Annotated in this window: 18 protein-coding genes; 10 read left to right on the top strand and 8 right to left on the bottom strand. The window is 70.0% G+C overall.

Features of this window, described 5'->3' with window-relative positions; genetic code table 11:
• Positions 1-324: 324 nt before the first annotated feature.
• From AAW14_RS29475 to AAW14_RS29465, 3 genes are all read right to left on the bottom strand, one after another.
• On the bottom strand, positions 325-900 hold the full coding sequence (locus AAW14_RS29475) for a TerD family protein (RefSeq protein ID WP_265567206.1): 576 nt from the start codon (positions 898-900) through the stop codon (positions 325-327).
• 113 nt (positions 901-1,013) lie between these two features.
• Complete coding sequence (locus AAW14_RS29470) at positions 1,014-1,472, bottom strand: peroxiredoxin (protein WP_265567204.1); 459 nt, start codon at positions 1,470-1,472, stop codon at positions 1,014-1,016.
• A gap of 238 nt (positions 1,473-1,710) precedes the next feature.
• Complete coding sequence (locus AAW14_RS29465; protein ID WP_234512879.1) at positions 1,711-2,148, bottom strand: DUF3052 domain-containing protein; 438 nt, start codon at positions 2,146-2,148, stop codon at positions 1,711-1,713.
• 426 nt (positions 2,149-2,574) lie between these two features.
• Between AAW14_RS29465 and aceE the strand changes: the two genes are divergently transcribed.
• Positions 2,575-5,322 carry a pyruvate dehydrogenase (acetyl-transferring), homodimeric type gene (aceE, locus tag AAW14_RS29460; protein ID WP_265567202.1) on the top strand — a complete coding sequence of 916 codons (2,748 nt, stop codon included), beginning with the start codon at positions 2,575-2,577 and terminating at the stop codon, positions 5,320-5,322.
• Between the two features lie 136 nt (positions 5,323-5,458).
• Here the strand turns inward: aceE and AAW14_RS29455 are convergent, their stop codons facing one another.
• Complete coding sequence (locus AAW14_RS29455) at positions 5,459-5,758, bottom strand: small hydrophobic protein (protein ID WP_265567201.1); 300 nt, start codon at positions 5,756-5,758, stop codon at positions 5,459-5,461.
• 251 nt (positions 5,759-6,009) lie between these two features.
• Positions 6,010-7,638, bottom strand: coding sequence for an MFS transporter (locus AAW14_RS29450; protein ID WP_265567200.1), 1,629 nt, complete (start codon positions 7,636-7,638; stop codon positions 6,010-6,012).
• Positions 7,639-7,750: 112 nt separating this feature from the next.
• On the opposite strand from AAW14_RS29450, the gene AAW14_RS29445 reads away from it, so the two are divergent.
• From AAW14_RS29445 to AAW14_RS29435, 3 genes are all read left to right on the top strand, one after another.
• Positions 7,751-8,392, top strand: coding sequence for a TetR family transcriptional regulator (locus AAW14_RS29445; protein ID WP_265567199.1), 642 nt, complete (start codon positions 7,751-7,753; stop codon positions 8,390-8,392).
• Positions 8,393-8,622: 230 nt separating this feature from the next.
• Positions 8,623-9,840, top strand: a complete 1,218-nt coding sequence (locus AAW14_RS29440) for an alpha/beta hydrolase (protein ID WP_265567198.1) — start codon at positions 8,623-8,625, stop codon at positions 9,838-9,840.
• A 66-nt stretch (positions 9,841-9,906) separates the two neighbouring features.
• A complete protein-coding gene (locus AAW14_RS29435; protein WP_265567195.1) occupies positions 9,907-10,764 on the top strand; it encodes a DUF4429 domain-containing protein in 858 nt (285 codons plus the stop codon).
• A gap of 78 nt (positions 10,765-10,842) precedes the next feature.
• Here the strand turns inward: AAW14_RS29435 and AAW14_RS29430 are convergent, their stop codons facing one another.
• Together AAW14_RS29430 and AAW14_RS29425 are read right to left on the bottom strand one after the other, a co-directional pair.
• A complete protein-coding gene (locus AAW14_RS29430) occupies positions 10,843-11,859 on the bottom strand; it encodes an aldo/keto reductase (protein WP_265567193.1) in 1,017 nt (338 codons plus the stop codon).
• A complete protein-coding gene (locus tag AAW14_RS29425; RefSeq protein ID WP_265567192.1) occupies positions 11,856-12,332 on the bottom strand; it encodes a MerR family transcriptional regulator in 477 nt (158 codons plus the stop codon). The genes AAW14_RS29430 and AAW14_RS29425 overlap by 4 nt, the downstream gene beginning before the upstream one ends.
• Before the next feature lie 96 nt (positions 12,333-12,428).
• On the opposite strand from AAW14_RS29425, the gene AAW14_RS29420 reads away from it, so the two are divergent.
• Both AAW14_RS29420 and AAW14_RS29415 read left to right on the top strand, forming a co-directional pair.
• Positions 12,429-12,899, top strand: a complete 471-nt coding sequence (locus tag AAW14_RS29420) for a GNAT family N-acetyltransferase (protein WP_265567189.1) — start codon at positions 12,429-12,431, stop codon at positions 12,897-12,899.
• 19 nt (positions 12,900-12,918) lie between these two features.
• Positions 12,919-13,740: a serine hydrolase domain-containing protein gene (locus tag AAW14_RS29415; RefSeq protein WP_265567187.1), complete on the top strand. Its 822-nt coding sequence runs from the start codon at positions 12,919-12,921 to the stop codon at positions 13,738-13,740.
• A 10-nt stretch (positions 13,741-13,750) separates the two neighbouring features.
• Here AAW14_RS29415 and AAW14_RS29410 read toward each other — a convergent pair whose 3' ends face one another.
• On the bottom strand, positions 13,751-14,419 hold the full coding sequence (locus tag AAW14_RS29410; protein ID WP_265567259.1) for a pirin family protein: 669 nt from the start codon (positions 14,417-14,419) through the stop codon (positions 13,751-13,753).
• An 83-nt stretch (positions 14,420-14,502) separates the two neighbouring features.
• Here AAW14_RS29410 and AAW14_RS29405 point away from each other — a divergent pair, with 83 nt between their 5' ends.
• The 4 genes from AAW14_RS29405 (at position 14,503) to AAW14_RS29390 (ending at position 18,113) form a co-directional block, all read left to right on the top strand.
• Positions 14,503-15,708: a PucR family transcriptional regulator gene (locus AAW14_RS29405; protein ID WP_265567185.1), complete on the top strand. Its 1,206-nt coding sequence runs from the start codon at positions 14,503-14,505 to the stop codon at positions 15,706-15,708.
• 89 nt (positions 15,709-15,797) lie between these two features.
• Complete coding sequence (locus AAW14_RS29400) at positions 15,798-16,712, top strand: ACP S-malonyltransferase (RefSeq protein ID WP_265567183.1); 915 nt, start codon at positions 15,798-15,800, stop codon at positions 16,710-16,712.
• A 17-nt stretch (positions 16,713-16,729) separates the two neighbouring features.
• Entirely contained in the window at positions 16,730-17,761 is a 1,032-nt protein-coding gene (locus tag AAW14_RS29395; protein WP_265567181.1) for a ketoacyl-ACP synthase III, read from the top strand.
• Positions 17,762-17,864: 103 nt separating this feature from the next.
• A complete protein-coding gene (locus AAW14_RS29390) occupies positions 17,865-18,113 on the top strand; it encodes an acyl carrier protein (protein WP_043440034.1) in 249 nt (82 codons plus the stop codon).
• Positions 18,114-18,158 lie beyond the last annotated feature (45 nt).

Below are 18,158 nucleotides of genomic sequence, written 5' to 3'. Positions count from 1 at the left end.
GCGCGCCCCCCGGCGATCCGAGAGCGGCAAGCCCCGGTGGGCCGGGGCGTAACTCCCGGCGGCCGGCGGTGCGGTCCTCAACGGCCGCAGGCGCGTCCCTCCAGTTCTCGGGCGCGTCCTTCCGGCTCCCGCCCAGGTCCGCCCGGACGGCATCCCCGCCGTCCCGAGGACCGAGGCCTCTGGATCCCTCTGGATCCCTCTGGATCCCTCTGGATCCCTCTGGACGTCAACGTCCCGGCGGACCTCGGTGGCCCCGTGCGTCCGGCGCCGCGCTCGAGGGCGAGTGCGGCGCCGGACGGTGACGAGCCGTGTCTGCTGCTCGGCTCAGACGTTCACGCCGAAGTCCTGCGCGATGCCGCGCAGCCCCGAGGCGTAACCCTGGCCGATCGCGCGGAACTTCCACTCGCTGCCGTGCCGGTACAGCTCACCGAAGACCATGGCGGTCTCGGTGGAGGCGTCCTCGCTCAGGTCGTAGCGCGCGATCTCCTGCTGATTGGCCTGGTTGACCACACGGATGAAAGCGTTGCGCACCTGGCCGAAGGACTGCTGACGGTTCTCGGCGTCGTAGATCGAAACCGGGAAGACGATCTTTTCGACGTCGGCCGGCACCGCGGCGAGGTTGACCTTGATCGCCTCGTCGTCGCCCTCGCCCTCACCCGTGAGGTTGTCGCCGGTGTGCTCGACCGACCCGTCCGGGCTCTTGAGGTTGTTGAAGAACACGAAGTTCTGGTCGCTGCCGACCTTCCCCGACGTGTTCAGCAGCAGGGCGCTGGCGTCCAGGTCGAAGTCGGTGCCGGTCGTGGTGCGGACGTCCCAGCCCAGACCGACGAGGACAGCGGTCAGGCCCGGGGCCTCCTTGGTCAGCGATACGTTGCCGCCCTTGCTGAGGCTGACTCCCACGAGTCCTCCCATTGATGTCCGGGGGCGGGGAGCCCCGTCGTGCGTTGGTATCGGATCAACGTGTCGATCCTAGTGACGGGTTCCCGCGCCCTGCAGGCCTTGGGGCCGAAGAATCACAGGGTGTCGAGCGCCTTCACGTACTCGTTCAGGTCACGCGCGTCCGGCAGGCCGTTGACGACGGTCCACCGCACCACGCCCTCCTTGTCGATGATGAAGGTCCCGCGCACCGCGCAACCCTTGTCCTCGTCGAAGACGCCGTACGCGCGCGAAGTGTTGCCGTGCGGCCAGAAGTCGGACAGCAGGGGGTACTCCAGGCCCTCCTGCTCCGCGAAGACGCGCAGGGTGTGGATGGAGTCGTTGGAAACGGCGAGCAGCTGGGTGTCGTCGTTGACGAACTTCGGCAGGTTGTCGCGCAGCGCGCACAGCTCGCCGGTGCACACGCCGGTGAAGGCGAACGGGTAGAAGAGCAGCACCACGTTCTTGCGGCCGCGGAAGTCCGACAGCTGCACGGTCGCGCCGTGGTTGTCCTTGAGCTCGAAGTCGGGGGCCTTGTCGCCGACCTGGATCGCCATGGGTCCTGCATCCTTCCGGTGGAGCTGTTCGGGTGGGACCACCCTACGCAGCGATCACGGCAAGCCGATGGACGGGCTGGACAAGTCGGCGGAGCCGAGCACGAACCAGCCCGTCCTGGGGGTCCCCCGCTCATGGGGGTGCGGTTTGAGACAAGGCCGTCAGGCCGATGGCGGAGGCCCGGGGGCGGCCGGCCTCGGGGACGGCCGCCCCGGTCGTGGGGCACCGCTCAGCGGACGGTCACCGCTTCGACTTCGCGGCCTTCGGCGTCACCAGACGCGACCCGCTCCAGTCCTTGCCCACGCTGACACTCTTGGACGCCGACAGACCCGCCGTCGTCGCGGCTTCAGAGATGTCGCTCGGCTCCACATAGCCCGTACGGCCGGTCTTCGGCGTGAGGAGCAGGATCGAACCGCCTTCTTCGATGTACGTGATGGCGTCCACCAGCACATCCGTCAGGTCGCCGTCCTCGTCGCGGAACCACAGCACCACGGCATCGGCGACGTCGTCGTACTCCTCGTCCACGAGCTCGCTGCCGATGACTTCCTCGATGGCCTCGCGGAGCTCCTGGTCGACGTCGTCGTCGTAGCCGATCTCCTGGACCACCTGCTCGGGCTGGAACCCCAGCCTCGCGGCAGGGTTCGTCCGCTCCTCCGCGTGGTCCGCGGTCGCGCTCACGGGTTGCCTCCTGATCATGTCTTGGTGAGTATCTCAGCCACGCGCGTACGCGAAGCATTGGCCGTAGTCCACACGGGCGGGACGGATCGCGCAAGTACCCGGCGGTTCAGACCGCCGAAACGGTGACGATCCTGGCCGTGTCGTCGCAACTCCAGGCACGGTATCGCGCCGGAGGGTGATCCACACCACACCGTTCTGCCCGGTTTGCGCATTCTGGAATCCTTCGGGGGTACGAGAGTCGAATGACTTTGCGGGACGCGTCACGGGCTGGGCGTATCGTTACGTTTTGGCCGGGCCCGTCCCCCGAAGACCCCTCCGCCCTCGTGGTTACCTCACGGTAGAGATGACGTTTCGCTTCCCCGAGGTACACGATGGGGATCGGTGCAGGCACATGGAAAAGTGGCCCTCTGACAGGTAAGGAACAGCGTGGCTTCCGGATCCGATCGCAATCCGATCATCATTGGCGGCCTTCCGAGTCAGGTTCCTGACTTCGACCCCGAGGAAACCCAGGAGTGGCTCGACTCCCTCGACGCCGCCGTGGACGAGCGCGGCCGTGAGCGGGCCCGCTACCTGATGCTGCGTCTGATCGAGCGGGCCCGTGAGCGGCGCGTGGCCGTGCCCGAGATGCGCAGCACGGACTACGTGAACACCATCGCGACCAAGGACGAGCCGTTCTTCCCCGGCAACGAGGAGATCGAGCGCAAGATCCTGAACGCCACGCGGTGGAACGCCGCCGTCATGGTCTCCCGCGCACAGCGGCCCGGCATCGGGGTCGGCGGTCACATCGCCACCTTCGCCTCCTCCGCCTCGCTGTACGACGTGGGCTTCAACCACTTCTTCCGCGGCAAGGACGAGGGCGACGGCGGCGACCAGGTCTTCTTCCAGGGCCACGCCTCGCCGGGCATCTACGCGCGCGCGTACCTGCTGGACCGGCTGTCCGAACAGCAGATGGACGGATTCCGCCAGGAGAAGTCCAAGGCCCCCTTCGGCCTGTCCAGCTACCCGCATCCGCGGTCCATGCCGGACTTCTGGGAGTTCCCGACGGTCTCCATGGGCCTCGGCCCGATCGGCGCGATCTACCAGGCGCGCATGAACCGCTACATGGAGGCGCGCGGCATCGCGGACACCTCCCGGTCGCATGTGTGGGCGTTCCTCGGCGACGGTGAGATGGACGAGCCGGAGTCGCTCGGTCAGCTGACCCTCGCCGCCCGCGAGGGGCTCGACAACCTGACCTTCGTGGTCAACTGCAACCTTCAGCGCCTGGACGGTCCGGTCCGGGGCAACGGCAAGATCATCCAGGAGCTGGAGTCCGTATTCCGGGGCGCCGGCTGGAACGTGATCAAGCTGATCTGGGACCGCTCCTGGGACCCGCTGCTGGCGCAGGACCGCGACGGGCTCCTGGTCAACAAGATGAACACCACGCCGGACGGCCAGTTCCAGACGTACGCGACCGAGTCCGGCGCCTACATCCGCGAGCACTTCTTCGGCAACGACCAACGGCTGCGCGCAATGGTCGAGAACATGACCGACGCCCAGATCCTGCACCTCGGCCGTGGCGGTCACGACCACCGCAAGATCTTCGCGGCCTTCTCGGCGGCCAAGGCGCACAAGGGCCAGCCGACGGTGATCCTGGCCAAGACCATCAAGGGCTGGACGCTGGGCCCGAACTTCGAGGGCCGCAACGCCACCCACCAGATGAAGAAGCTGACGGTCAACGACCTCAAGGGGTTCCGGGACCGTCTGCACCTGCCGATCTCCGACAAGGAGCTGGAGTCCGGGCTGCCGCCCTACTACCACCCGGGCCGGGACTCGGAGGAGCTCCAGTACATGCACGACCGCCGCAAGGCGCTCGGCGGGTACGTCCCGACCCGCGTCGTGCGGTCGAAGCCGCTCCGGCTGCCGGACGACCAGACGTACGCGTCCGTGAAGAAGGGCTCCGGTCAGCAGTCGATCGCCACGACCATGGCGTTCGTACGGCTGCTGAAGGACCTCATGCGGGACAAGGAGCTCGGCAGGCGATTCGTGCTGATCGCGCCCGACGAGTACCGCACGTTCGGCATGGACTCGTTCTTCCCGAGTGCGAAGATCTACAATCCGCTCGGCCAGCAGTACGAAGCCGTGGACCGGGACCTGCTGCTCGCTTACAAGGAGTCGCCGACCGGGCAGATGCTGCACGACGGCATCTCGGAGGCGGGCTGCACGGCGTCGCTGATCGCGGCGGGTTCGGCGTACGCCACCCACGGCGAGCCGCTCATCCCGGTGTACGTCTTCTACTCGATGTTCGGTTTCCAGCGCACCGGCGACCAGTTCTGGCAGATGGCCGACCAGCTGGCGCGCGGATTCGTTCTGGGCGCGACCGCCGGCCGTACGACGCTGACCGGTGAGGGCCTGCAGCACGCGGACGGCCACTCGCAGCTGCTCGCCTCGACCAACCCGGGGTGCGTGGCGTACGACCCGGCGTACGGCTACGAGATCGCGCACATCGTGCAGGACGGTCTGCGGCGGATGTACGGCTCCTCGCCCGAGCACCCGCAGGGCGAGGACGTCTTCTACTACCTCACCGTCTACAACGAGCCCATCCAGCACCCGGCCGAGCCGGCGGACGTGGACGTCGAGGGCATCCTCAGGGGCATCCACCGCATCGGCGAGGGCACGTCCGGCACCGTTCCGGCGCAGATCATGGCCTCCGGCGTCGCCGTGCCGTGGGCGCTGGAGGCACAGAGGCTCCTCGCCGAGGAGTGGAACGTACGGGCCGACGTCTGGTCGGCGACGTCCTGGAACGAGCTGCGCCGCGAGGCCGTCGAGGTCGAGCGGCACAATCTGCTCCACCCGGAGGAGGAGCAGCGCGTCCCGTACGTGACGCAGAAGCTGAGCGGCGCCGAGGGTCCCTTCGTGGCCGTGTCCGACTGGATGCGCTCGGTTCCCGACCAGATCGCGCGCTGGGTGCCGGGGGCCTACCAGTCGCTGGGCGCGGACGGCTTCGGCTTCGCGGACACGCGCGGTGCGGCCCGCCGCTTCTTCCACATCGACGCGCAGTCGATCGTCGTCGCGGTCCTCACCGAGCTGGCCACGGCGGGCAGGATCGACCGCTCGGTCCTGAAGCAGGCGATCGACCGCTACCAGCTGCTGGACGTGGCGGCTGCCGACCCGGGAGCGGCGGGCGGCGACGCTTAGCGCGTACGCGGCTGGAGCTGCTGAACGGCGGTGGGACCTCGGGTCCCACCGCCCGCCGCTTCGGGAGGTACGGGCTCTGCGGGCCGAGGTGGCCGCGTCGGCAGGGGATCGGCAGAGGCAAGGTCAGCGACAGCCCTTAGGCGGGCCAGGGGGCCGCGCCGGACAGCCAGAGGAGAGCCAGGAGCGTGTCTATCGCTCCGAGGACCGTGGCGACCAGGGCCGGGACCGGACGGGAGCCCGCCCAGGTGCGGCCCATGGCCAGCCAGCCGCACACGACCGCGACCGGTCCCAGGATGATGCCGAGGACGAAGAATCCCGCGACCGCACAGATGACTCCGACGATCCCGAGCGTTTCGCGATCCGGCCTGCTCCTGAACCACGTCCGGCCCCGTGAGCGGGGGTACCTGCGCGTGCCGTGTCCATAGCCCGTCATCATCAACTCCCTTGAGCCAGTCCTCACTTCGGGCGTGATGAGCGGGTACCCCCGTTTCCCGCGCCAAGGCCTGCCTGCGCGCTGCCCCCCTCCGGCAGCGCGCCGCAGTCCGGCCGTCCTCCGCGGCACGACCATGTCGTACGGAGGACGTGACCCACTGTGACCTGCGGCATGTGCCGGGCGGGAGGGATCTTGAGCGTCTTCACCCGGATAGGCGATCTCGGCGCGCCGGGCGAACGCCGCGCCGGGCGCCCTCAGATGTGCGCGGCCCCCGTGCCCGCCTCCGCGTTCTCGCCGCGCTTGGTGAGCAGCGCGACCACTACCGCGACCGCCGCGACACCCGCGGCGACCAGACAGGCCAGGCTCATGCCGGAGACGAACGTGTCGTGCGCGACGCCCGTGATCTTCGCGGCGATCGGGGCCGGCACGCCCTTCGGCACAGGTGCGACGCCCTGCTGGACTGCCTGCGAGGCCAGGTCGAGCTGGGCGGGGGTGAGCGGCGGCAGCTTGGCTGCGGCCCAGTTGCCCGGCAGGTCGCTGTCGACGCGGGAGGCCATCACCGCGCCCAGGACCGCCGTGCCGAGGCTGCCACCGATCTGCATCGCGGCCTGCTGGAGACCGCCGGCGACACCGGAGAGCTCCATCGGGGCGTTGCCGACGATGACCTCGGTGGCTCCGACCATGACCGGGGCGAGGCCGAGGCCGAGCAGCGCGAACCAGACCGACATGACGGCGCTGCCCGTGCCCGCCTCCAGCTTCGACATGCCGAACATGGCGACCGCCGTGAGGACCATGCCGCCGGCCAGCGGGATGCGCGGGCCCGCCTTGGTGATCAGGGCGCCCGCGAGCGGGGAGCCGACGATCATCATGCCGGTCAGCGGCAGCAGGTGCAGGCCCGCGTCGACCGGGGTCATGCCGTGCACGTTCTGCAGGTAGAAGGTGACGAAGAACAGACCGCCCATGAAGGCGATCGCCATCAGGACCATCAGGACGACACCCGCCGACAGCGGGACCGAGCGGAACAGCGCCAGCGGGATCAGCGGCTCCTTCACCCGCGTCTCCCAGACGGAGAAGAGGGCGAAGCCGAGCACGGACGCGCCGATGAAGAGCAAGGTCCTGGTGTCGCCCCAGCCCCAGGCCGGGGCCTTGATGAGCGCCCAGACCAGGCAGAACATGGCGCCCGACAGCAGCGCGATGCCGAGCAGGTCGAAGGAGCGCGGTGCGTTCTCGGCCCGGTGGTCCCTGAGGATCAGCAGGCCGAGGACCAGGGCGAGCGCGCCGACCGGCACATTGATGAAGAAGACCGACTGCCAGCTGACGTGCTGGACGAGCAGACCCCCGAGGATCGGGCCGCCCGCGGTGGAGGCTCCGATGACCATGCCCCAGATGCCGATCGCCATGTTGAGCTTCTCGGCCGGGAAGGTGGCCCGCAGCAGTCCCAGTGCGGCCGGCATCAGCAGCGCGCCGAACAGGCCCTGGAAGACGCGGAAGGTCACGACGAGGGCGATGCTGTTCGACAGACCGATGGCCCCGGAGGCGGTGGCGAAGCCGACCACGCCTATGAGGAAGGTCTGCCGGTGGCCGAAGCGGTCGCCCAGCTTGCCCGCGGTGATCAGGGTGACCGCGAGGGCGAGGAAGTAGGCGTTGGTGATCCACTGGACGTCGGCGAAGCTGGCACCGAGGTCCTTGGCGATGGCCGGGTTGGCGATGGCCACGATGGTGCCGTCGAGGGCGACCATCATCACGCCGATGGCGACCGAGACGAGGGTGAACCACGGGTGCCCCCGCAACCCGCGCTCCGACGCCTGAGCGGGCGGGGCCGTCGACGTTCTGGACGTCCTGTCCCCCGGTTCCGTCGCGTCGACGGTGGTCCGACTAGTCATGCGTTCGAGGCTAGTGACAGTCGCTGACAATTGACAAACCAATTCACAAGTCGGTGACTGTCACACTTCTCGCCTCTAGGCTGAACCGGGCGGATGAACGAAATGAGGACCCATGGAGACGGAGCCGCGAACAGGGCTGCGTGAGCGCAAGAAGCGGGACACCCGCGACGCACTGCTGCGCGCCGCCCTGGAGCTCTTCCTCGCCCAGGGGTACGAACGGACGACCGTCGACGAGATCGCCGAGGCCGTGGACGTGTCGCAGCGCACCTTCTTCCGGTACTTCGCCGGCAAGGAGGAGGCCGTCTTCTTCGCCCATTCCGTCGCCGAGTCGCAGTTCGTGGAAGCGGTCCGGGGGCGACCGCCCCACGAGGCACCGCTGGAGGCACTGCGGCAGGCGGTCCTGGAGGGCTGGGACGGTATCGGCGAGGCCGTCGAAAGGATCATTCCGCTCGAACTCCACCTGCGTACCTACCGGTTGATCGAGTCGACCCCCGTCCTGTTCGCCACCCATCTGCGCCGCTCGGCGGAGCTGGAGGAGGAGATCGCCCGTGTGATCGCCGACCGCGAGGGCCTCGACGTGGACGCGGATCCGCGGCCGCGTGTCGCGGTGGCCGCACTCGGGGGAGTGATCCGCGTCACAGAGCGGCTGTGGTGCGCGCGCGAGGACGTGGGCGTGGCCGCGATCCGCGAGCTGACCGCCTCGTATCTGGATGCGGTACGCCCCGCGTTGGCGGAGCGGTGGCGTACGGAGTGACACCGTGTCGGCCGCGGGGGCGTCAAGTGAATTCCCGGTGCATCCGGCCCTGACGCGACCGCGGGGGTCGTAGTCACCTCACGCGGCGTGTCAAGTGACGTGCGACTCATCGACTTACCGTGACGTCGAACACAAGCCCCATCCGATTTGCCGGAATTGACCCGAGGGAAACGTGAGACGCGTCACTCAGTTAACGCGAGACACTCTCGTTCTCCTAGTGTGTCCTTTCAGTGACTTCCTTCGACACCTCCCCGCAACTCAACGTCTGGCGCGCCCTGCTCGCGCTGGCCGTCGTCTTCGTGATGCTCGCGACGACCGGCTGGACCGCCGTGCACACCGCCCGTGGCGCGACGCCCCTCGAGGCGTCGCGTGCCGCGTGGAAGCACGGCCGGATGGACGGGCACACGCTGCCGGACTCCGAGGGCTCCCCGGTCCGGCTCACCCGCTTCTTCGCCTCGCTCAGCGCCCAGCAGCGCTCCCGGCTCGCCCACCTGTACCCGCTCGCGGTCGGCAACATGAACGGGGCGCCCGTACGGCTGCGCTACGAGGCCAACCACATCGCCCTCGACCAGCAGCGGAAGGTCGAGGCCGCCCGGATGCACGACGACCGGCTGTCCGCCGCCGGCCAGCAGGACGCGGGCCGCCTCATGAACCGCTTCGAGGCGCTGATGGACCAGGGCCGGCAGATCCTCGCCTTCGACCCTGAGGGCACGGGCCGCATCGCCGAGGTCTTCGGAAACCTGGACCGGGCCCAGCGAGTCTCGGTCGTCGTCCCCGGCGTCGACACCGACCTGCTCACCTTCCAGCGCAGCTTCCGCAGCTACTCCGCACCGGTCGGTATGGCCCAGTCGCTGTACCGGGCCGAACACGCGGCCGCCCCCGGCACCCGTACGGCCGTGATCGCCTGGGCCGACTACACCGCGCCCGGCGGGCTCGGCGTGGAGGCGGCGACGGCCATGCGCGCCAAGGAGGGCGCCGTCCGGCTGAACGCTCTGGTGCGCGCCCTGCCCGGCCGCTCGCCCGTGCAGTTGTACTGCCACAGCTACGGCTCGGTGCTGTGCGGGGTCGCCGCGCGCGAGCTGCCGTCGCGGGTGTCCGACATCGCCGTGGCGGGCAGCCCCGGCATGCGGGCCGAGACGGCCGCCGGGCTGCACACCACGGCCCGCGTATGGGCCATGCGGGACGCCGACGACTGGATCCAGGACGTGCCGTACCTCGAGCTCGGAGGCCTCGGCCACGGCGCCGACCCGGTCTCCCACGCCTTCGGGGCACGGGTGCTGTCCGCTCAGGGGGCGAAGGGCCACGCCGGCTATTTCGAGCCGGGCACCGAGAGCCTGCGCAACTTCGCCGAGATCGGCGTCGGCGCGTACCACGGGGTCGACTGCGCCCGCGACGATGACGCGTGCGGGACGGGTTTGTCCGGTGTGCCGTCTGTCGGACGCGCGTAGAGAACCAGGAATTGCGGTCTGCCCGGGGAGGCGACGGAGGAGCGCGTGCCGCATACGATGAGCCGCATGGGTGACGTACTGGCCGGATTTCATGCCACCTGGGAGTTCGAGTCCGACTCCGTGCGCATCCGCTTCGAACGGGGGATTCGTACACCGAAGCTGTTCCAGTCGCTCGGTGAACGCCGTGTCCCCCTGGAGGCGATCGCGGGGGTGACGCTGACCCCGGGAAGGCGCGGGACCGTCGTCCTTCGCGCGGTGCCGAGGCCCGGCGCGGACCCTCTGATGGAGGCGGCGGCCGGGCAGCTCAAGGAGGCGTCCGACCCCTATCGACTGGTGCTGCCCGCCGATCGCGAGACCCTCGCCGAGTACTACGCGGACGAACTGAGCGGGCTGCTGACCGGGGACGGCGACCCCGCCGAGCGGTTTCTGGTCGCACCGCCCGAGACTCCGCGGCAGTTCAAGGCCTACGACGGGAAGGCGTCCTTCGACGGCAAGGCGGTGTCCTTCCGCTGGTTCTGGACGGGCGCGTCGTCCGCCAAGTGGAAGGCCGGCGACCAGAGTTTCCCGGTCACCGGCCTCAGCGGGGTGGCGTGGCGCTCCCCCGAGGTGTTCGACGACGGGCATCTGCGGCTGCTGCGGCGGGAAGCGGCCGGTGAGCAGCCGTCGCAGCCGGACCAGGATCCGGCCGCTGTTGTCTTCGGGCTCGGGTACGGGCCCGTGCACGAGTCGCTGCCGTTCGCCGCGGCAGTGCTTGCCGCGGTACGGGCGGCGGGGGCCGCGCCCGTGACGTCGGTGCCGGCACCCCTCCGTGATCCGGCCGACATCGCCGAGCGGATCCGGCACCTCGGGGAACTGCACCGGGCGGGGCTGGTCACGGATGAGGAGTTCTCCAGCAAGAAAGCGGAGTTGCTGGCGGAGCTCTAGCGTCTGCCGGGCCCGGCCCGTGCTCGGCTGCGGGTCTTGTGCGGCTGGTCACGCCCACGCGGCGGGGCCGCTGTACTGCTACTCCCGGCCCGCCGCCGCGAACGTCATGTCCGGGTAGCGGTCGCCCGCTACCTTGGCCGCGATCGGCTCGAGCAGGGCCAGCTCGTCGTCCGTCAGGACGATCCCCGTCGCCGCCACGTTCTCCTCGACGCGCGAGCGCTTGGTCGTGCCCGGGATCGGGACGACCGGGAGGCCGTGCACCATGGCCTGCTGCTGCACCCATGCCAGCGCGATCTGCGCCGGAGAGGCGCCGTGAGCCTCGGCGACGGACCGGATCGGTTCCAGGAGTGTCACATTGGCGGCCGCGTTCTCGCCCGTGAAGCGGGGCATCGTACGGCGGAAGTCCTGGTCCGTGAGGTCCGTGTCCGCGTTGGAGAAGGAGCCCGTGAGGAAACCCCGGCCCAGGGGCGAGTACGGCACCAGGGCCACGCCGAGCTCCTTGGCGGCCGGCACCACGTGCGCCTCGATGTCGCGGCTGAACAGCGACCACTCCGACTGCACGGCGGCGATCGGGTGGACGGTCCCTGCCGCGCGCAGTTCGCCGGCCGTGACCTCGCTCAGACCGAGGTGCCTGACCTTGCCCTCGCGCACCAGCTCCGCCATGGCGGCGACGGTCTCCTCGATCGGCACGTTCACATCACGGCGGTGCATGTAGTAGAGGTCGATCACGTCGATGTCCAGACGCCGCAGGCTCGCCTCGACGCACTGCCGAATGTACGGCGGGTCGTTGCGGATCATCCGCTTGTACGGGTCGTCCGGCGGGGTGGAGATCGCAAACTTCGTGGCGACGACCACCTTGTCCCGGTGTGCCTTGAAGAACGGCGACAGGAACTTCTCGTTCTCCCCGGCGCCGTACGCGTCCGCCGTGTCGTAGAGCGTGACACCCACCTCCAGCGCACGCTCCAGGGCGGCTCGCGACTCCCCGGCGTCCGCCGGACCGTACGCCCAGCTCATTCCCATGCAGCCAAGGCCCTGTACCCCCACCTCGGGGCCGTCGCCGCCCAGCCGCACCTTCGTGATCCTGCTGTCCGTCATCGGGGCCTCTCCGACGCCGGGGCGTGCCCGGCATCCGCATAGAAATCGATCTTGCGGTTGAGCACCGCGAGCGTGTCCTGGAGCTCCGCGATCCGGGCGAGCACGTCCCGGCGGGTCGCTTCCAGGAGTTCGTAGCGTTCGGAGTATGTGTGGTCTCCGGCGCGCACCATTTCCGCGTAGCGCACCATGTCGGCGACCGGCATGCCGGTCAGCCGGAGCTTGCCGACGAGGTCGAGCCAGTCCAGGTCGGCGTTGCAGTAGCGGCGCTGGCCGGTGTGCGAGCGGTCGACGTGGGGCATCAGCCCGATCCGCTCGTACCAGCGCAGGGTGTGCGCCGTCAGGCCGGTGAAGGCGACGACCTCGCTGATCGTGTAACTGTCCTGCCCGTCGGGACGGGGGTGCCGCAGGGGCGGCACGGAGCAGACGTCGGTCCCGTGGTCGGCCGCATCGGCCAAGGTCTCCATCACCGTCATGAGATCCACGCTAAAACGTTGGAGTGCACTCCAAGCAAGCGGAATCCGGTTCGAATGCCGGGATCCGAGGGGGCGCTCGTGGGTAGCGTGCGTGCCATGAGTCTCGTACGCCGGGCCGTGCCCGAGGACGCCGAAGAACTGCTGCGGCTTCGCCAGGTGATGATCGATTCCGTTTTCTCCGCCGACTCCTCGACCCAGTGGCACACGGAGTCCCTGCCGACCGTAAGCCGTCGGCTCGGCGATCCGGACGGCGGTTTCGCGGCGTTCGTGATCGACCATCCCGAGCGTCCGGGGGCGCTTGCGGCGCTGGTGGCCGGGACGATCGAGTACCGGATCGGACGCAGCGGCAATCCGCACGGGCGGGTGGGGCACGTCTTCAGCGTGGCCACCGACCCCGACGCGCGCCGCCGCGGCTACGCCCGCGCCTGCATGGAGTCCCTGCTGGACTGGTTCCGTGAGCAGGACGTCCCTCACGTCGATCTGAACGCGTCCGCCGAGGCCGAGCCGCTGTACGCCTCGCTGGGCTTCGTCCGCAAGCCGGACCCCTCGATGCGCCTGCAGCTGTGAGCCGCATAGGCTCGTGCACATGTCCCTGCAGAGCCTGGCGCTGATCGAGAACTGGCCCGTCCCCACCGCCGCCGCGGCGGTCGTCCGCGCGGACGGCACCGTACTCGGCACCCACGGTCCGGCCGGCCACCGCTTCCCGCTGGCCTCGGTCACCAAGCCGCTCGCCGCGTACGCCGCGCTCGTCGCCCACGAGGAGGGCGCGATCGAGCTGGACGAGCCCGCCGGGCCGCCCGGCTCGACGGTCCGGCATCTCCTCGCGCACACCTCGGGGCTCGCCTTCGACGAACACCGGGTGACGTCGGCGCCCGGTGAGCGACGGCTGTACTCGAACGCCGGGTTCGAGGTGCTGGGCGACCATGTGGCGAAGGCGACGGACATCCCGTTCCCGGAGTACGCGCGGCAGGCGGTTCTCGGGCCGCTGGGCATGGCCTCGACGAGCCTGGACGGCTCCCCGGCCAAGGACGGCGTCTCGACGGTCGCGGACCTGGTGCGGTTCGCGGCGGAGGTGCAGGCGCCGAGGCTGCTGGATCCCCGGACGGTGGCCGAGGCGATGACCGTGCAGTACCCGGGTACGAAGGGTGTGCTGCCGGGGTACGGGCACCAGAATCCCAACGACTGGGGGCTCGGCTTCGAGATCCGCGACTCCAAGTCTCCGCACTGGACGGGGAGTTCTTCCTCGCCCAGGACCTTCGGTCACTTCGGGCAGTCCGGCACGTTCCTGTGGATCGACCCGGACGCGGGCCTGGCGTGCGTGGCGCTGACGGACCGGGCGTTCGGACCGTGGGCCATCGAGGCGTGGACGCCGTTCACCGATGCGGTGCTGACGGAGCTGCGGGGCTGAAGCACCGCGACTATCCGGACATTTCCCACATCAGCAGCTCCGCCCCCTTCGCCTCCGCCTCCACGGCCGCGACCGCCTCCACGTTCTTCGCGTCCGCGATCCGCGCGGCATCCCCCGGCCCCAACTCGACATCCCCCAGCCGCACTTCGCCGCGCACCACGTGGACGTATGCGTACGCCGCGTCGGGAACCGCCGTGCGCTCCCCCGGTGCCAGGCGCCGCACGTGCAGCATCGCGCCCGCCTGCGGGACCGCGTACGGCGTGGAGTCCGCGATGCCGTGGACCACCTCGTACGCGGGGTCGCCTCCCGGCAGCAGGGGCGCCAGCCACATCTGCACGAAGACCAGGGGGACGTCGGCGTCGTTGCGCTCGACATGACGGACACCGCCCGCCGCGCTCAGCCACTGGACGTCGCCCGGGCGGATCACCGAGGTGCGGCCGGTGGAGTCGCGGTGGGTCAACTCGCCCTCCACCACCCATGTGACGATCTCCGTGTGGCTGTGCGGGTGCTCGTCGAAGCCGGCGCCGGGTGCCAGCCGCTCCTCGTTGCAGGCGATCACCGCGCCGAAGCGGAGGTTGTCCGGGTCGTAATGGGGGCCGAAGCTGAAGGCGTGCAGGGACTCGATCCCGGCCGCCGGGTCCCCGCCGCGGTAGCGCTCGCCGGCGCGCCGTACGTCCATCACAGCCCCCACCGTAGTCCCGCGTCCGCCGCCCTCCGGGACCCCCGACGCACGGTCCCGGCCCGATAAGGCAGTCTTGTCCCGTGCCTGAACCCGAAGCCAGCAACGCCGAACACGCAGCGCATTCCCTCCATCCACACGCCGCGACACTCAAGCGGCTCGAGAAGTCGTCCGGCAGTCTCGCCGCGCAGGCCATCGCGCGCATGGACGAGACGCTGCCGTGGTACCGGGCGATGCCCCCGGAGAACCGCTCGTGGATCGGGCTGGTGGCCCAGGCCGGTATCGCCGCGTTCACCGAGTGGTTCCGGCACCCCGACGCGCCCCAGGCCATCTCCACCGATGTGTTCGGCACGGCCCCCCGCGAGCTCACCCGGGCCATCACCCTGCGCCAGACCGTGGAGATGGTGCGAACGACCATCGAGGTCATGGAGTCCGCCATCGACGAGGTGGCCGCTCCCGGTGACGAGTCCGTGCTGCGCGAGGCGCTCCTCGTGTACGCCCGCGAGATCGCCTTCGCCACCGCCCAGGTCTACGCGCAGGCCGCCGAGGCACGCGGCGCCTGGGACGCCCGGCTCGAGTCGCTCGTCGTCAACGCCGTCCTGAGCGGGGAGGCCGACGAGGGGGCCGTCAGCCGGGCCGCCGCGCTCGGCTGGAACTCGCCCGAACATGTGTGTGTGGTGCTGGGTACGGCGCCCGACGGTGACAGTGAGTTGACGGTCGAGGCCATCCGGCGGGCCGCCCGGCACGCCAAGCTCCAGGTCCTCACGGGCGTGCTCGGCGCCCGGCTGGTCGTGATCGCCGGAGGCAGCGACAACCCGCTCGCCGTCGCCAAGTCGCTCATCGGGCCGTTCGCCGCGGGAGCCGTCGTCGCCGGGCCGATCGTGCCCGATCTACTCGCCGCGACCCGGTCGGCACAGGCCGCCGCAGCGGGCCTGAAGGCGTGTTCTGCCTGGCAGGACGCACCGCGCCCGGTGCTGGCGGACGATCTGCTTCCGGAGCGCGCGATCGCCGGTGACCCCAGCGCGCGCGAGCAGCTGGTGGAGGAGATCTACAGACCGCTGGAGGAGGCCGGCTCGGCTCTCCTGGAGACCCTCAGCGTGTATCTGGAGCAGGCGTCCAGTCTCGAGGGTGCGGCCCGGATGCTCTTCGTTCACCCGAACACCGTGCGCTACCGGCTCCGACGTGTGACTGACGTCACCGGATGGTCGCCCTCTGATGTACGCTCCGCGTTCACGTTGCGGATCGCACTGATCCTTGGGCGGCTGACCGAGGGGGATCTCCAGGCCTAGTCTTTTGTCGGGGGCCCACAAAACCCCCTGCGGTTCTTCGTCCCTGTCCCCACGGGCGGCCTCGGCCGTCCCCAAGAGAGAGTGTGAGAGTGCTCGTACTCGTCGCTCCCGGCCAGGGCGCCCAGACGCCCGGCTTCCTGACCCCCTGGCTCGATCTTCCCGGTGCCACCGACCGCATCGCCGCCTGGTCGGACGCCATCGGGCTCGACCTCGCCCACTACGGCACACAGGCCGACGCCGACGCCATCCGCGACACCGCCGTCGCCCAGCCGCTCCTGGTCGCCGCGGGCCTGCTCTCCGCCGCGGCACTCGGTGACATCGTCCCCGGCGCCGTCGCCGGTCACAGCGTCGGCGAGATCACCGCGGCCGCGTTCGCGGGCGTCCTCGACCCCACCGCCGCGCTGACCCTCGTCCGCCGGCGCGGACTGGCCATGGCCGACGCCGCCGACGTCACGCCCACGGGCATGTCGGCGCTGCTCGGCGGCGACCCCGCGACGACCATCCCGCACCTGGAGAAGCTGGGCCTGACGCCGGCGAACGTGAACGGCGCCGGGCAGATCGTCGCCGCCGGCACCCTGGAGCAGCTCGCCGCCCTGGACGCGGACAAGCCCGAGGGCGTGCGCCGCGTGGTCGCGCTGAAGGTGGCCGGTGCGTTCCACACGCACCACATGGCCCCCGCGGTCGACACCCTCGCCCAGGCCGCCGAGGCGCTGACGCCCGCCGACCCGCGCGTCACCTACGTCTCGAACAAGGACGGGCAGACCGTGGCCACAGGCACCGAGGTGCTGCAGCGCCTGGTCGGCCAGGTCGCCAACCCGGTCCGCTGGGACCTGTGCATGGAGACCTTCGAGAAGCTGGGCGCGACCGCGCTGATCGAGGTGTGCCCCGGCGGCACCCTCACCGGCATCGCCAAGCGCGCGCTGCCCGGCGTCAGGACCCTGGCCCTGAAGACCCCCGACGACCTCGACGCGGCTCGCGACCTCATCGCCGAGCACAGCGCCTGAATTAGGAGCCCCAGAACATGTCGAAGATCAAGGCACGGAAAGGCGCTCCCTACGCACGCATCCTGGGCGTCGGCGGCTACCGCCCGGTCCGTGTGGTGCCCAACGACGTGATCCTGGAGAAGATCGACTCCTCCGACGAGTGGATCCGCTCCCGATCGGGCATCGAGACCCGGCACTGGGCCAACGACGAGGAGACCGTCGCCGCGATGTCCATCGAGGCGTCGGGCAAGGCGATCGCCGACGCGGGCATCACCGCCGAGCAGATCGGCGCGGTCGTCGTCTCCACCGTCTCGCACTTCAGCCAGACCCCGGCCGTCGCGACCGAGATCGCCGACAAGCTCGGGACCGCCAAGGCCGCGGCCTTCGACATCTCGGCCGGCTGCGCGGGCTTCGGCTACGGCCTCACGCTCGCCAAGGGCATGATCGTCGAGGGGTCCGCCGAGTACGTCCTCGTCATCGGCGTGGAGCGCCTGTCGGATCTGACCGACCTGGAGGACCGGGCCACCGCCTTCCTGTTCGGCGACGGCGCGGGCGCGGTCGTCGTGGGCCCCGCCGAGGAGCCGCACATCGGCCCGACCGTCTGGGGCTCGGAGGGCGACAAGTCCGAGACCATCAAGCAAACGGTGCCGTGGGACCGCTTCAGGACCGGCGACGTCTCCGAACTCCCGCTCGACAGCGAAGGAAACGTCAAGTTCCCCGCGATCACGCAGGAGGGCCAGGCGGTGTTCCGCTGGGCCGTGTTCGAGATGGCGAAGGTCGCCCAGCAGGCCCTGGACGCGGCCGGGATCACCGCGAACGAACTGGACGTCTTCATCCCGCACCAGGCGAACATGCGGATCATCGACTCGATGGTGAAGACTCTCAAGCTGCCGGAGCATGTCACGGTCGCCCGCGACGTCCGCATCACCGGCAACACATCGGCCGCCTCGATCCCGCTCGCGATGGAGCGGCTCCTGGCGACCGGCGAGGCGAAGAGCGGCGACACCGCGCTCGTCATCGGTTTCGGGGCGGGTCTCGTGTACGCCGCGACGGTCGTTACCCTCCCCTAGGCACTCCGTGCCGGATCACGCGGTCCGGCGCGGGAGCTGCAAACACCTGCCGCTGACGCGGCGGGCGCCACACCCTCTGGATATCAACGAAGGAGCGCCTGACATGGCCGCCACTCAGGAAGAGATCGTCGCCGGTCTCGCCGAGATCGTGAACGAGATCGCCGGGATCCCCACCGAGGACGTCCAGCTGGACAAGTCCTTCACCGACGACCTGGACGTCGACTCGCTGTCCATGGTCGAGGTCGTCGTCGCCGCCGAGGAGCGCTTCGACGTCAAGATCCCCGACGACGACGTCAAGAACCTCAAGACCGTCGGTGACGCCGCCGAGTACATCCTCAAGCACCAGGCCTGATCGACCGATCAACCTGGGCAGACAGCCCAACACCGGGCCCTAGGC

The sequence above is a fragment of the Streptomyces hygroscopicus genome, from assembly GCF_026168105.1.
In the GTDB taxonomy this organism is placed as follows: domain Bacteria; phylum Actinomycetota; class Actinomycetes; order Streptomycetales; family Streptomycetaceae; genus Streptomyces; species Streptomyces hygroscopicus_D.
The sequence above is the reverse complement of the archived record's forward strand: the minus strand, read 5'-3'. Positions and strand labels throughout refer to the sequence as shown.